The 12,736-nt window shown below is 60.6% G+C and carries 14 protein-coding genes; 11 read left to right on the forward strand and 3 right to left on the reverse strand.

Features of this window, described 5'->3' with window-relative positions:
* Positions 1-130: 130 nt before the first annotated feature.
* The 9 genes from nadE to ACH196_RS24255 all read left to right on the forward strand — a co-directional run bounded on the left by nadE (position 131) and on the right by ACH196_RS24255 (position 7,799).
* Positions 131-964, forward strand: a complete 834-nt coding sequence (gene nadE, locus ACH196_RS24215; protein ID WP_396649505.1) for an ammonia-dependent NAD(+) synthetase — start codon at positions 131-133, stop codon at positions 962-964.
* Positions 965-1,144: 180 nt separating this feature from the next.
* A complete protein-coding gene (locus ACH196_RS24220; RefSeq protein ID WP_396649506.1) occupies positions 1,145-2,320 on the forward strand; it encodes a zinc-dependent alcohol dehydrogenase in 1,176 nt (391 codons plus the stop codon).
* 12 nt (positions 2,321-2,332) lie between these two features.
* Complete coding sequence (locus ACH196_RS24225; protein ID WP_396649507.1) at positions 2,333-3,130, forward strand: SDR family NAD(P)-dependent oxidoreductase; 798 nt, start codon at positions 2,333-2,335, stop codon at positions 3,128-3,130.
* 98 nt (positions 3,131-3,228) lie between these two features.
* A complete protein-coding gene (locus tag ACH196_RS24230) occupies positions 3,229-4,119 on the forward strand; it encodes an NAD(P)/FAD-dependent oxidoreductase (RefSeq protein ID WP_349009732.1) in 891 nt (296 codons plus the stop codon).
* A 162-nt stretch (positions 4,120-4,281) separates the two neighbouring features.
* Positions 4,282-4,779: a ferritin-like domain-containing protein gene (locus ACH196_RS24235; protein WP_396649508.1), complete on the forward strand. Its 498-nt coding sequence runs from the start codon at positions 4,282-4,284 to the stop codon at positions 4,777-4,779.
* Between the two features lie 159 nt (positions 4,780-4,938).
* Positions 4,939-5,853 carry a hypothetical protein gene (locus tag ACH196_RS24240; RefSeq protein WP_396649509.1) on the forward strand — a complete coding sequence of 305 codons (915 nt, stop codon included), beginning with the start codon at positions 4,939-4,941 and terminating at the stop codon, positions 5,851-5,853.
* Positions 5,854-6,000: 147 nt separating this feature from the next.
* Complete coding sequence (locus ACH196_RS24245; protein WP_396649510.1) at positions 6,001-7,161, forward strand: alpha/beta hydrolase family esterase; 1,161 nt, start codon at positions 6,001-6,003, stop codon at positions 7,159-7,161.
* Positions 7,162-7,272: 111 nt separating this feature from the next.
* Positions 7,273-7,578, forward strand: a complete 306-nt coding sequence (locus ACH196_RS24250; protein ID WP_396649511.1) for a hypothetical protein — start codon at positions 7,273-7,275, stop codon at positions 7,576-7,578.
* A gap of 14 nt (positions 7,579-7,592) precedes the next feature.
* Positions 7,593-7,799: a KTSC domain-containing protein gene (locus ACH196_RS24255; protein WP_349009727.1), complete on the forward strand. Its 207-nt coding sequence runs from the start codon at positions 7,593-7,595 to the stop codon at positions 7,797-7,799.
* 13 nt (positions 7,800-7,812) lie between these two features.
* Here ACH196_RS24255 and ACH196_RS24260 read toward each other — a convergent pair whose 3' ends face one another.
* From ACH196_RS24260 to ACH196_RS24270, 3 genes are read right to left on the reverse strand one after another with little or no spacing between them, the layout of a single operon-like run.
* Positions 7,813-8,451, reverse strand: coding sequence for a DUF6766 family protein (locus ACH196_RS24260; protein WP_396649512.1), 639 nt, complete (start codon positions 8,449-8,451; stop codon positions 7,813-7,815).
* 3 nt (positions 8,452-8,454) lie between these two features.
* Complete coding sequence (locus ACH196_RS24265; RefSeq protein WP_396649513.1) at positions 8,455-8,961, reverse strand: DUF6894 family protein; 507 nt, start codon at positions 8,959-8,961, stop codon at positions 8,455-8,457.
* Positions 8,962-8,991: 30 nt separating this feature from the next.
* The gene (locus ACH196_RS24270) at positions 8,992-11,103 is read right to left on the reverse strand and encodes a catalase (protein WP_396649514.1); all 2,112 of its coding nucleotides are present in this window, start codon (positions 11,101-11,103) and stop codon (positions 8,992-8,994) included.
* A 201-nt stretch (positions 11,104-11,304) separates the two neighbouring features.
* Between ACH196_RS24270 and ACH196_RS24275 the strand changes: the two genes are divergently transcribed.
* Positions 11,305-12,060, forward strand: a complete 756-nt coding sequence (locus ACH196_RS24275; RefSeq protein ID WP_396649515.1) for a DUF4142 domain-containing protein — start codon at positions 11,305-11,307, stop codon at positions 12,058-12,060.
* Between the two features lie 24 nt (positions 12,061-12,084).
* Positions 12,085-12,699, forward strand: coding sequence for a general stress protein (locus ACH196_RS24280; RefSeq protein ID WP_396649516.1), 615 nt, complete (start codon positions 12,085-12,087; stop codon positions 12,697-12,699).
* Positions 12,700-12,736: the final 37 nt, after the last annotated feature.

Here is a 12,736-nt window from a genome sequence, read left to right on the forward strand (position 1 = left end):
GCGGACTCCACGCACGACGCCATGCTGGCCATCTACGAGAGCCGCTTCGGCATGCAAGTGGAGACGGTCACCACTGCCAATCTCGTGGCGGCGCGCATCGATGGAATGCTTTGAGGACGAGTGAGCGCTAATGATAAAGCAGCAGCGCATCATCGAGATGTTAGGAGTGTCGTCCCGTTTCGATGTCGCTCAGGAAGCCCGGCAGCGTATTGACTTCCTCGCCACCTATCTGCGGGCATCGGGTCTCGGCACTTATGTGCTCGGGATCAGCGGCGGAGTTGATTCGTTGGCTGCTGCGCTCCTGGCGCAATGCGCGGTCGATGAATTGCGATCGACCGGATACGCGGCAAAGTTTCTGGCCGTTCGGCTTCCTTATGGAACCCAGGCTGACGAGAGCGACGCGCAGCGAGCCTTGGATACGATACAGGCGGACGAAGTCCTCCGCATCGACATCCGGCCGGCTGCCGACGCGATGCTGGAGTCGATCAGGCTCGCCGGCGCCGATCTCGGCGATGCCAGCCGCCAGGATTTCTTGCTCGGCAACATCAAGGCGCGTCAGCGCATGATCGCCCAATTCGCGCTGGCTGTCGCCACCCGAGGTCTCGTCATAGGTACAGATCATGCGGCCGAGGCACTGATGGGCTCTTTCACCAAGTTCGGTGACGGTGCAGCCGACGTCCTTCCTCTTTCGGGGTTGAACAAACGCCGGATTCGCACTTTGGCTGCGCATCTGGGTGCGCCGAACGAACTGGTTGCTAAGGTTCCGACTGCCGACCTGGAAAACCTGGCTCCGCTTCGCCCGGACGAAGATGCTTATGGTGTTACGTACGAACAGATCGACGACTTCCTGGAAGGCCGAGAGGTCGACGACGCGGCTTACAGGCGGATACTTCACATGCATTCGAGCACCGCACACAAGCGCGCGCTTCCGGTTGCGCCTATCGACCTGCACTCTTCCGCCTGATCAAAGCCGGGATTTACCGCGAACCCCCGCATACCGTGATCCAAGTAATGGACGAAGGAAGCCGCCCGCAATTAGGCGACCGAGGCATTTCCTGCAGCGGGCAAATGTCACTCCGGGGAGAGCATTTCGGAACAACAAGGCGCGCTAGAGCTTAGGCTTTGAATTCAGCGAGAGGTTTCGATGCGCGCACTCACCTGGCACGGCAAACATGACATTCGTTGCGAGAGCGTGCCCGACCCCACGATCGAAGCCCCTACGGACGCGATTATCAAGGTCACCTCCTGCGCCATCTGCGGCTCCGATCTACACCTCTACAATGGCGTTATCCCCGACATGCACAGCGGCGATGTGCTCGGCCACGAGAACATGGGCGAGGTTGTCGAAGTCGGGTCAGGCGTCTCCAACCTGAAAGTCGGCGATCGGGTAGTGGTGCCGTTCGTCATCGCCTGTGGCGAGTGCTTCTTTTGCAAGCGTGGCGCCTTCTCGGGCTGCGAGCGGTCCAATCCCCAGCAAAGCAAGGAAAAGGCCGAGACCCTCTGGGGCCATTCACCTGCTGGCCTGTTCGGTTACTCGCACCTTCTCGGCGGTTTCCCCGGCGGCCAGGCAGAATATCTTCGCGTGCCCTACGCCGATGTCGGGCCGATCAAGGTGCCGGCAGGTCTGGCCGACGAACAGGTGCTGTTCCTCTCCGACATTTTTCCGACTGGCTACATGGCCGCGGATTTCTGCGACATCCAACAGGGTGACACGATTGCCATCTGGGGCTGCGGCCCAGTGGGACAGATGGCGATCCGGAGCGCCTTCCTGCTCGGCGCAGAGCGCGTTATTGCCATCGACACGGTCCCAGAGCGCCTGGAACTGGCGCGGGCCGCCGGCGCCGTCACGATCGATTTCCTCGATGAAGATGTCTACGACCGTATCCAGGAGCTGACCAAAGGGCGCGGAGCAGACGCCTGTATCGATGCCGTCGGTACGGAACCGCTCGCCAATTCCAGCTTCTACGCGATGGTCGATCGGGTAAAGGTCGCGACCTTCATGGGCACCGACCGGCCGCATGTCCTGCGTCAGGCAATCCACTGCACGCGCAATTTCGGCACGGTCTCAATTGTCGGCGTCTACGGCGGATTTCTCGACAAGATCCCGTTCGGATCCGCCATCAACCGGGGTTTGACGATGCGGATGGGGCAGACACCTGTGCAAGGATATCTGCCCAAGCTGCTGGCTCACATCGAGAACGGCGACATAGACCCGTCCTTCGTGATCACCCACACGGCGAGCCTCGAAGAAGGCCCCGACCTCTACAAGATGTTCAACGACAAGAAGGACGGCTGCATCAAAGTCGTCCTCAAGCCATGACGCCGGCACCATATGTCTGAGACCTCCCGACCCCTTGCCATCGTCACCGGCGCTTCCAGCGGCATTGGCTTCGAACTCGCCAAGCTCGCCCTTGATCAGGGATACGACCTGATCATCGCGGCCGACGAGCCGGAGATCCACGACATGACCTTCGCACTTGAAGCGGACGGCGCTGTAGTTAGTGCCGTTCAGGCTGATCTCGCCACCACAGAGGGTGTCGACCGTCTCTACGACGTTGCGCGCGAGCTTGGACGTCCGGTCGAAATCCTAATTGCGAATGCCGGACGCGGCCTCGGCCACGCATTCCTCGACCAGGATTTTGAGGAGGCCAGACGCGTGGTCGACACCAACATCGTCGGCACCATCTACCTTGTGCAAAAGGTCGGACGTGACATGCGCGAAGCAAACCGAGGCAAAATACTCCTAACCGGCTCGATCGCCGGTTTCATGCCGGGCTCGTTCCAAGCCGTCTACAACGGTACGAAAGCCTTCGTGAACAGCTTTGCTTTCGCGCTGCGCAACGAACTCAAAGACACCGACGTCACCGTCACCTGTCTGATGCCCGGCGCCACCGAGACGCGGTTTTTCGAACGTGCCGGCATGCTCGATACAAATGTAGGGCAGCAGGAAAAGGACGACCCAGCCGATGTCGCAAAGACGGGCTGGGATGCGATGTTACGTGGCGATGGCGACATTGTCAGCGGCCTCAAAAACAAGATTCAGTCCGCGATTGCCAACGTTACACCGGCGGGCCTGCTCGCCGAGCAGCATCGGAAGATGGCTGAGCCCGCTTCGGCTGACGAAAAGTGAGGGAGCGCAATCCTCCAAACCTAGGCATACCCCGGGCGGCCGTCTCCAAAGCTTCAAGTCTCGCGTATTCTCGTGGTAGCGACAATCCGATCCACGACATGGCGTGCGACTGCCTCGTAATTGGCGGCGGCCCAGCTGGACTGACCGCAGCGACCTATCTCGGGCGGTTTCGCCGTCGGGTCATCGTCGTCGACGCGGGCGAAAGCCGCGCGAAGTGGATTCCCGTCAGTCACAACTGTCCTGGTTTTCCCGACGGTATCGCCGGGGTCGATTTGCTCGAACGCCTGCGCCAGCAGGCGCTGATGGGTAATGTTGACCTCGTCGACGATACGGTGACCGCTCTCCGGCGCGAAGGAACTGACTTCGTCGCCACCGCATCCTTTCCCATTCGGGCTCGCGCGGTGCTTATCGCCACCGGCATTGTGGATACGCTTCCACAAACTGCGGATGTGAGCGACATGATCGCGGGCGGCTCGCTGCGCCTCTGCCCGATTTGCGATGCCTACGAAATCGTCGACAAACGTGTGGCAGTAATCGGCCCGGCAGACCAGGCGGCAAAGAAGGCCGTATTCTTGCGGACCTATTCGAACGACGTCACTTTGCTCGTGACCGAGCCAATATCTGAACTTGACCCCACCGCGAGCGAATTGCTCAACGGTGCTGGCGTTGCGGTGGAAGAATGCCTCCCGGATTCGGTGCGCGCGGAGGGCGCTGGAGCTCTTGTAAGCCTTCCTGACGGAAGAATGCTTTCTTTCGACACGATCTACCCCGCCATGGGTTGCACCATGCGCTCAAAGCTCGCCATCGATCTCGGCGCGGCATGCGATGAAGCCGGCAATCTCGTTGCAGACTCGCACCAGCGCACGGGCATAGCCGGCCTCTATGTCGCAGGCGACGTCGTCGACGAAATCAACCAGATCGCAGTGGCCTTTGGGCATGCGGCGATCGCCGCCGTCGACATGCACAGCTATCTTGCGACGACCGATTAAAAACGCGGCCCGCTTGCACGCCGAAGACCGTTGCGGTGGACGCGACGTCGTCTTCGGCTCGCCGGCAGGGGAACCTTTGATCCGCTGCGCGCTTGTTGAGCATGCGCCTTCACGACCCCCGTGAATGGCAGCGTAGCGCATGCGCACCAACGGAAAACTCCCATGGCAAAAGAAAAGACGCTGGAAGATCTCTTCCACGACACATTGAAAGACATTTATTACGCGGAAAGGAAGATCCTCAAGGCTCTTCCCAAAATGGCGCGAGCCGCTTCCTCACCGGAGCTCAAGGCGGCCTTCGAAAAGCATAAGGACGAGACCGAAGGTCAAGTCGAGCGCCTGCAGCAGGTGTTCCAACTGATGGGCAAGCGTGCTCAAGGCAAGGCCTGCCCGGCGATCGACGGGATCCTCGAAGAGGGCGACGAAATCGCCGAGGAATTCAAGGGCACGCCGGCCCTCGACGCTGGCCTGATTTCCGCGGCCCAGGCGGTCGAGCACTACGAGATCACACGTTACGGCACGCTCAAGCGCTGGGCGGAAGTGCTCGGTATGAACGATGCCGCCGCGTTGCTCGAGCAAACGCTTGGCGAGGAGTCCATGACCGACGAGGCCCTAACCGGCTTGGCGGATGCATCCGTCAACGAAATGGCCAAGGCCGCCTGATCAAACACAGCCACCCGCCACCATCGGGTGGCTGTTGCAATTTATGATCCCTACTACCGACAGGAGACCACCATGGGTCGCGGCATTCTGCTCTGGCTTCTCGGCGTTCCAATACCGATCATCATCCTCCTCGCTCTGTTCATGCGATAGGAGGACATCATGGCATCAACCATCACGGCGACAGATGTCGCCGCACCAGTGGAATCGTCCTCCTCGGCAGTCAGCTGGGGCCCCATCGTTGCGGGTGCATTCGCTGCCGCAACCCTCACCTTTATCCTGATGTTGCTGGGCTCGGGTCTCGGGCTGACCATGGTCTCTCCGTGGTCCGGCGAAAGCGCCAGCGCGACGACCTTCGCGGTCTCCACCGCGATTTGGCTCGTTATCGTGCAGTGGCTGTCGTCAGGCCTGGGCGGTTATCTTACCGGACGCCTTCGCACCAAGTGGGTCGGTATCCACACGGACGAGACCTTTTTCCGGGATACCGCGCATGGCTTCATGGCCTGGGCGCTTGCAACAATGCTGGTCGTTTTCGTGCTCGGCTCCGCGCTGTCGTCGGCGATCGGCACCGGCGTACAAGCGGCTTCGACCGTTGCCTCGGGAGCCGCCATGGGAGCCTCCGCAGGTGCAACTGCGAATGCTGGAGAAGGTGCTAATGCGACCCCCTATTTTGTGGACGCGTTGTTCCGGCCTAGCGATCCCGCGAGGCTGGCGGCGCCAGGCGCCGAGGGTGACGCGGCGGCTGCTGCCCAGGCCTCACGCATTCTTGTTGCAAGTGCGGCTGTCGGCGAGGTTTCCGCGGACGACAAAACTTACCTTGGCCAACTCGTCGCGGCACGCACAGGCCTGTCCCAGGCGGATGCGACGGCACGGGTCGATGCGGTCCTCGCCCAAGTGGAGCAGGCAAAGGTTACCGCGCAGGAGGCTGCCGACACAGCACGAAAAGCCGGCGCAACCTTTGCCCTATTGGGTGCGCTGTCTCTTATCGTCGGTGCTTTCATCGCCAGTGCCGCTGCGGCACTGGGCGGCAGGCAGCGCGACGACGAAGAGACGCTCTACCTCACCGATCGACGCTGAGTTGCAGATCGGCCGGTCCGCAGGGGCCGGCCGATCTCCCCCTCATGTCAGTCTCCCTTGTTATTGTGCAGCGCAGCAACGATATTGCTGCGAGTGCGTTGCACACACGCCGTCCGATCAAGGGCGTCAAAAACAAGGACGGCTCAATTGCGAAACATCTCCGACACGATCGCGCGCCTTGCAGCACTGCGCGGGCTACAAAACACACATCCAAGCTCTTTCACATCCGCCGACCGCCTCTCCACCCTCGGAAATTTCGGCACCAATCCCGGCGCGCTTCAGGCACGATACTATCTGCCCGCTGACCTCCCGGACGGGGCGCCGCTCGTTGTCGTACTGCACGGTTGCACCCAGAACGCCGACAGCTACGACCACCACTCTGGATGGTCTCAACTCGCTGACGAGGGCGGTTTCGCGCTGCTCTACCCCGAGCAGCAACGCGCCAACAACCCCAACCTCTGCTTCAACTGGTTCCTGCCGGCAGACACTGCCCGCGAACGCGGCGAAGTCTCTTCGATCCGGCAGATGATCGAGACGATGGTCATTGCCCACGGCCTGGACCGAAAGCAAATATTCGTCACCGGTCTTTCAGCCGGCGGCGCAATGGCGGCAGCGATGCTGGCTACTTATCCTGAGCTGTTCGCCGGCGGCGGCATCATTGCCGGGCTGGCCTTCGGCTGTGCGACAACCATTCCGGAAGCGTTCGATCGGATGCGCGGCCACGGCAGCCCCTCTGAGCAGGAGTTGCAGCGGCTGGTGCGAAAAGCTTCCAAGCACAATGGGCCGTGGCCCAGGATTTCGATCTGGCAGGGCTCCGCCGATCACACTGTGGCCTCTGGCAACGCAGGGTCCATCGCGGCTCAGTGGCGCGGCGTGCACAAACTCGACACGGCGCCGACGCATTCGACGAGCGAGCGCGGACGAAGCCGGCAGGTGTGGGCTGACGAAGCAGGCGAGGCGAAAATCGAGATCAATATGATTGCAGGTATGGGCCACGGTACTCCCATCGGCAACGGCCTCGGCACGGCCGGACCTTACATGCTCGATGTAGGCATCTCTTCGACCCGGGAGATTGCGCGGTTTTGGGGTCTCGGCGATGCCGAGTACTCGAGCGTGTCAGCGAGGTCGAGGTCCGCCACCCCAAGGGGCGAGACGACACCATCAACATTTCACCTTCGGGCTGCGTCCGGGGAGCCGGCGAAGGCCAGGCCAGCAGAACCGGCTCGAATTGAACTGCAGGGATCGCAAGCTGGAGCGGTAAAAAAGGTCATCGAGGGCGCTCTGCGCGCCGCGGGCCTGATGCGGTAGGGAGCGCGCAAGCCCTCGAGGCTCAGTCGCACGGATAAGCGCGGCAGAGGTCTTCAACCAAGGAACGCGGTAGGCTTTGCAATCGTTGACTGCTGTCAGCGAGTATCCAGCATGCACCTGTTCCAGATCCTTCTCCCCCGAGCCGACAACGCCGGCCAGCCTTTCGCGCGGGAAGATTTCGATCGGGTCAAGGAGGAACTGGCGGCTGATTTCGAGGGCGTTACCGCCTATTTGCAGGCGCCGGCAGAAGGTCTTTGGCGGGAAGGCGGTCAAACCGACAATGACGACATAGTTATCTTTGAAGTGATGGCGGAAGAAATCGATCTGCACGATTGGCGGTGCCGACGTACCGAGCTCGAACGCCGGTTCCGGCAAGACAAGGTTATCATCCGCTACATGCCCATGGCGCTCGTCTAGTCTAGGGCGACTCCATGCCTTCGACCTCGATCCGCAAGAGCGAATACGATCCCGAGAGCGAGGTTCTGTCTGTGTGGTTCGTTGCGAGCGGCAAGCGCTATGACTACGAAGGTGTTCCTGCGGAGGTCTATGCTGCATTCAGAGCCGCCTTCGCAAAAGGCCGCTTCTTCAATGAGCACATCCGGGAACGCTTTCGTTACCGCCTGAACCCGGAGGAGTAGAGGACGCCCGGCACTAAGCGCCCGTCTCGGAATTCGCCGCCCCAGCAGGCTTTGATTCTGGAGAGCCCTTGTGTCTCAGAAAAATCGATAAGAGGACCAGCACTGCGGTCGACATGAATTCGGACTGCCAGTTCTGGAAGGATTCGAACCAGAGGTGGGCATCCATGAGGTAACTGGCAAGCGACTGTGCCTCTCCTCCGTGCCGAAGCGTCTCCGCGTTGGCGGCCGCAAGGCTCGCCCACCAATGCAGCGCAAAGGAGATGAAAAACAACACGGCCAGCGCTATCCCCAGCGAGTAAGAATAAAGCCATGACAGAACCGGGTTCCGCCTCAGGGTAGTAGTCGGTAATTCGTCGTCGGGCCGGTCGGGATCGTCAGGATCGCGAGATTCAGCCGAGCCGCGCTGAAACAGCATCGCGGTAAGCATGACGTAGGCCGACATCTGCAGGAATTCGCTTTCCCAGTTTTCGAAAAGGGCCGATAGGAAATCGCCGCTCATCAGATACGCCAGCAGGCCGATTGCTGGAGAGCCGTGGTGCTGAAGCTCTTGATTGTAGGCGGAATGACCGGACCAGATCATTCCCAGCCCGCTGAACAGGAACAGAGCCACCAGCGCAATCGTGAGGCCATTGTCCCGAAAGAAGGTTTTCACGGATCACTGCCTCGATTGGCGGGCAGCTTCAGCCTCTTGAACGTCGATGGCGCACAGCAGCTCGCCCCTTTCGTCCCGCACGCGTACGAGCCAGCCTGTCAAGGCGTCGGTACCCGGCTCCAGGTCGACCAAAAGATCGATTGCGCAGCGCATAGCCTCCTCACGCGCCGCGTCGAAGCTCGGCATCCTCGACGGCGGGACCTGTCGGCTGCCTTCACCGTCACGATACTCGAATATGTAAACGCCCTCGTTCCCATCGGCCGCCGTGACGGCGACTTCGTCGAAATTGCCGTTACTTCGTGCGTCGTAATCGTTGGCGGCGAGACCGAAAGTAGCGGTTTGCACCAGGATTGCGCGTGCCCGATCAAGAGCTGCGTCGTCATTTCCAGCTTCGATTCTGGCCATGTCCACGGTCACGCAATCCCCGCCTTCTCCGCAGAAGAGAACCCGCAGGACAGGCTCTCCGGTCAACGCCGTCGCACGGGAGACATCAGTTCGAACAATTTCCATTCGGCACTCCTCCTAAAGCACTCGCAACGGTCACAGCTTGACGGCCATTTCCCGGCTCCAAAGACGGAGCTTCCGGCATGACTCGATGAATCTGGCGACCGCCTTCGGATCCTCGAGCTCGATCAGGCCTTCGTCAGCTTCAGGATCGACACCGGCCTTCTGCAATAGCGGGATGCTACCCGGCGTGAACGCGATGAACTTGCAGTGGGCGAAGGCGTCGGCGACGAAATCTCGAGCCGCCGCCTCGCCGGTCAAGCGATCAGCTCCCTCTTTAGAGAGGATCAGTGCCACGGCGTCGAACAGAACCGATGGCCCGCCGTCGATCATGTGCTTCGCCGCGATCCAGCTGCCGTCAGCGGCCTCGACGCCGCCGACCTTCGGCGCGACGACCTCCATGACGGCGCCTTCTTTCTCGATCGCTGTTTGCAACTTCTTCAGCAATGCCGCATCGGCGCCGGGACTGACAAGCACGCCAACCTTGCGGCCGGCAAAGCTTTCCGGGCCGTTTTCGATGATACTGAGCGCTGGCGACGGTTCGAGATCGTCGCGGGGCGCAACAGCGGCATCCGCCGGCTTGGGCAGTTCCTTCATGCCGAGTTTGTCGGCGACTGTTTCGGCAAGTCCCTCGTCAATGTTGAGTAGATGCGCGACCATGCGCTCACGGATGGCAACCGTCTCGACCTTGCTCAGCTCAAACGTCAATGCCATCGCGATATGGCGCTGCTCTGGTGCAGTCTGGCTGTTAAAGAACTGGCGCGCCTGGCTGTAGTGGTCGGCGAAGCTTTCAGCGCGTAGCCGGACCTTCTGCCCTTCCTCCGCATCCGCGAAAGACCGGAAACCCCGCTGTGGCGATTCCCGAGGGCCTTCGCCAAAGGAATTCGGCTGGTAGTTCACGCGCCCGACAGGGTTGCGCATCGCCATATGCCCGTCCTGCTGGAAGTGGTGGAATGGGCACTTCGGGGCATTGATTGGGATATGCGTGAAGTTGGGGCTACCGAGACGTTTCAACTGGGTGTCGAGATAGGAAAAGTTGCGGCCCTGCAGCAGCGGGTCGTTGGAGAAGTCGATCCCCGGCGGCACGTTCTGCGTCATGAACGCGACCTGCTCGGTCTCGGCGAAGAAATTGTCGGGCATACGGTCTAGGACCAGTCGGCCGACCGGCACCGGTGGAAGAATTTCTTCGGGGATGATCTTGGTCGGGTCGAGAACGTCGAAGTCGAAACTGTCCGCGAACGCTTGGTCGAAAAGCTGCAGGTTGAGCTCCCATTCCGGGAAGTCGCCTGCCTGAATGGCATTCCACAGGTCGCGCCGGTGGAAATCGGGGTCGGCGCCGTTGATCTTGACAGCTTCGTTCCAGACCACCGACTGCATGCCGAGCTTGGGCTTCCAGATGAATTTGACAAAGGTGGATTCATCCTTGGCATTGACCAAGCGGAACGTGTGTACGCCAAAGCCCTGCATGAAGCGAAAGGAGCGCGGGATGGCGCGGTCGGACATGACCCACATGATCATGTGCATCGATTCCGGTGTGAGGCTTATAAAGTCCCAGAAATTGTCATGGGCGGACGCGGCCTGCGGAAAGGCGCGGTCGGGCTCGGGCTTCACGGAGTGAATAATGTCGGGGAATTTGATGGCGTCCTGGATGAAGAACACGGGGATGTTGTTGCCGACGAGATCCCAGTTGCCTTCCTGCGTATAGAATTTTACCGCAAACCCTCGCACATCTCGCGCCAAGTCGAACGAACCTTTCGATCCGGCGACAGTCGAGAAGCGCACAAAGACCGGCGTCTTTTCGCCGGCGCGCTGGAAGATGTCGGCACGCGTATAGGCCGCGAGCGACTCGTAGGTCTCGAAAAAGCCGTGTGCGCCATAACCGCGCGCATGCACAACGCGTTCGGGGATGCGCTCGTGATCGAAGTGGAAAATCTTCTCTCGGAAGTGAAAGTCCTCGATCAGCGTTGGCCCCCGCTCGCCGACCTTCAAAGTGTTCTGGTCGTCCGCAACCGGGCCGCCCTGAGCCGTCGTCAGGACCGGGATGTCCCCCTCGGCGATCTGGTGAAGTTCTCCCCCGTTCCCTCGCGTCAGCTTTTGATCATGGATCGTCGCGGGCTTGCCCGACGACTGTCTAGCGCTCTTCGTCATTGTTGTTCCTTCAAGGAATTGCGCATTTGCGCCCCACCCTTAATGCGATCGTCAGCATTGTGTTCCGAACAGGAGGGTTGGCAAAAAACCGAAAATTGCCAGCGGAAGCACAAATAACTTCGTCATCGACAATCGAAAGGAACAAACGCGATACCGGTTTGTTTCTGTCTCAGCACACGAAGTGCCTCACAAGGACCTCTCATGAAAACCCGCTTACTTCTGGCCTCGGCGGCCACCGCCGCAGCCCTCTATGTTGCGCTCCCCGCGCTCGCGGCGGACACCGCCCAAGAATTCGTCAACAAGGCTGCGATCGGCGGAATGTTCGAGGTGGAATCGAGCAAGGTTGCCGCCGGCAAAGTTCAGGACCAGAGCGTGGAGGATTTCGCGCAAAAGATGATCGACGATCATGGCGCCGCCAACGCCAAACTCGCGACGATCGCCGGCGAGCAGAAGCTGGAGGTGCCTACGGCGCTCGACGCCAAGCACAAGGCCGATCTCGATACCTTGAACAATGCGGTCGACCCGGTCGACGCCCCCTACATCCAGATGCAGCGAGATGCGCATGCCGAGGCGGTCACTCTGTTCGAAACCTACGCCCAGGACGGCGACAACGCGCCTTTGAAGAGCTTTGCCGCGGAAACGCTGCCCACCCTTAAAATGCACCGAGAGATGGTGGAAGCGATGGCATCCGGGACGCCTGACGGTCAGTCCGGATCTTCAACCTCCACGACGGCCGTTAACACGCCGGACACCACGAATCCGGCGGCCCCCGTGCCGGGCGCGAACAGCTTCACCGAAGACCAAGCCAGGGACCGTATCCAGGAAGCCGGGTTCACTGACGTCACCGCGCTGACCAAGGATGATCAGGGCATCTGGCGCGGTCAGGCCGTCAAAGACGGCAAAAGCACCGCTGTTGCCCTCGACTTCCAAGGCAACGTCGTTGCCGGCGCCAACTGAGCACAAATTTAGGAGTTCAAGACTATGAAGACTATTACCGGACTGTTCGACAACTATGAAGATGCCTCCGCCGCGGTCAGGGACCTAGAGGCGAACGGCGTTCCGAATTCCGACATCAGCATTGTCGCGAGCAACTCGACCGGTTGGTACGACGACGACAACATCCGCGATGATAGCACCGACGCTGCGGAAGGTGCAGCTGGCGGTGCCGGCATCGGTGCAGTCGTTGGGGGCGCTGGCGGATTGTTGACGGGGCTTGGTCTTATGGCGATTCCAGGGGTCGGCCCGGTCGTGGCCGCCGGATGGCTCGCCGCCACGGCCGTCGGTGCCTTCGGCGGTGCGGTGGTAGGCGGAGCCGCCGGTGGCATTGTCGGGGCTCTCACCGATTCTGGAATTCCCGAAGACGATGCCCATGTCTATGCGGAAGGTGTTCGTCGGGGCGGGACTTTAGTGACAGCCAGGGTTGCCGACAACCTTATCGCTGACGCGGAAGCAATTCTCGGCCAGGCCAATTCCGTTAATCTGGAAGAGCGCCGCACCTCGTACAATGAGAGTGGTTGGACTGCCTTCGATCCTCACGCCGAAGACTATACCGTCGACAAGATCGGCGACCGAGCAAGAACCGTCAACAGGCCATGATCACCCAAATCCGCTGTTCTTAGAACAGCGGATTTTT

It is taken from the genome of Mesorhizobium sp. IMUNJ 23232, from assembly GCF_044326205.1.
Taxonomy (GTDB): domain Bacteria; phylum Pseudomonadota; class Alphaproteobacteria; order Rhizobiales; family Rhizobiaceae; genus Kumtagia.